The organism is Tamlana crocina (genome assembly GCF_012037625.1).
This window is the reverse complement of sequence record NZ_JAAVJS010000099.1, coordinates 1-592: the sequence shown is the minus strand read 5'-3', so window position 1 is coordinate 592 and position 592 is coordinate 1. Positions and strand designations below refer to the sequence as shown.

Genomic DNA, 592 nt, shown 5'->3' with positions numbered 1-592 from the left:
ATAAGATCGGGGGTGAACTGGATGCGGCTGAAATTTGTCTTAAGGGTTTTAGCGAATAATTTGGCAGTGATGGTTTTGGCCACTCCGGGAACACCTTCTATCAACACATGACCATCTGCAAGAAGGCCTACGATCAACAACTCGATGAATTTCTCCTGTCCAATAATGATCTTTGAAAGTTGCGCCTTGAGACTTTCTACTGAAGACTTTAGATCCTCCAGCGGAATCCTGTTCTCAAAAGTGATCTCTTCGTTTCTTATTTCTTCGTTTTCCATTTACTTATTTTTAAAAGCTTTGATGGCTTTATTCAGCTGCAGTAGTTCCTCTTTTGAAACAGACTCTGCTTTCTCAAGCCGGGCCATGTACTGCCATAATTTTTGTACGTCTTCAACAGTATTTTCACTCAGCGCGGCCAGGCGCCGGTAGAAATCATCATTGACTTCCTGTGTGGAAACTCTATAGTGGGATCTCACATATTCCAAAAATAAACTAATCTTTTTGGAAACGATACTTTTAAAATCCCCCTTGTCAAGATAAAGTCCGGCGATAGTGCGGGTGAAATCCAGCGTTTGATTCTTTAATGGTTCTATGA

The 592-nt window shown here is 41.2% G+C and carries 1 protein-coding gene and 1 pseudogene; both read right to left on the bottom strand.

From position 1 onward, the window contains the following. Window positions 1-275 (bottom strand): AAA family ATPase (locus HC176_RS15800; RefSeq protein WP_209309744.1); only part of this gene is annotated, 275 nt, incomplete at its 3' end. Continuing rightward, a pseudogene (locus HC176_RS15795) lies at window positions 276-592 on the bottom strand (DUF4350 domain-containing protein); the annotation flags it as partial. It lies immediately after the preceding gene.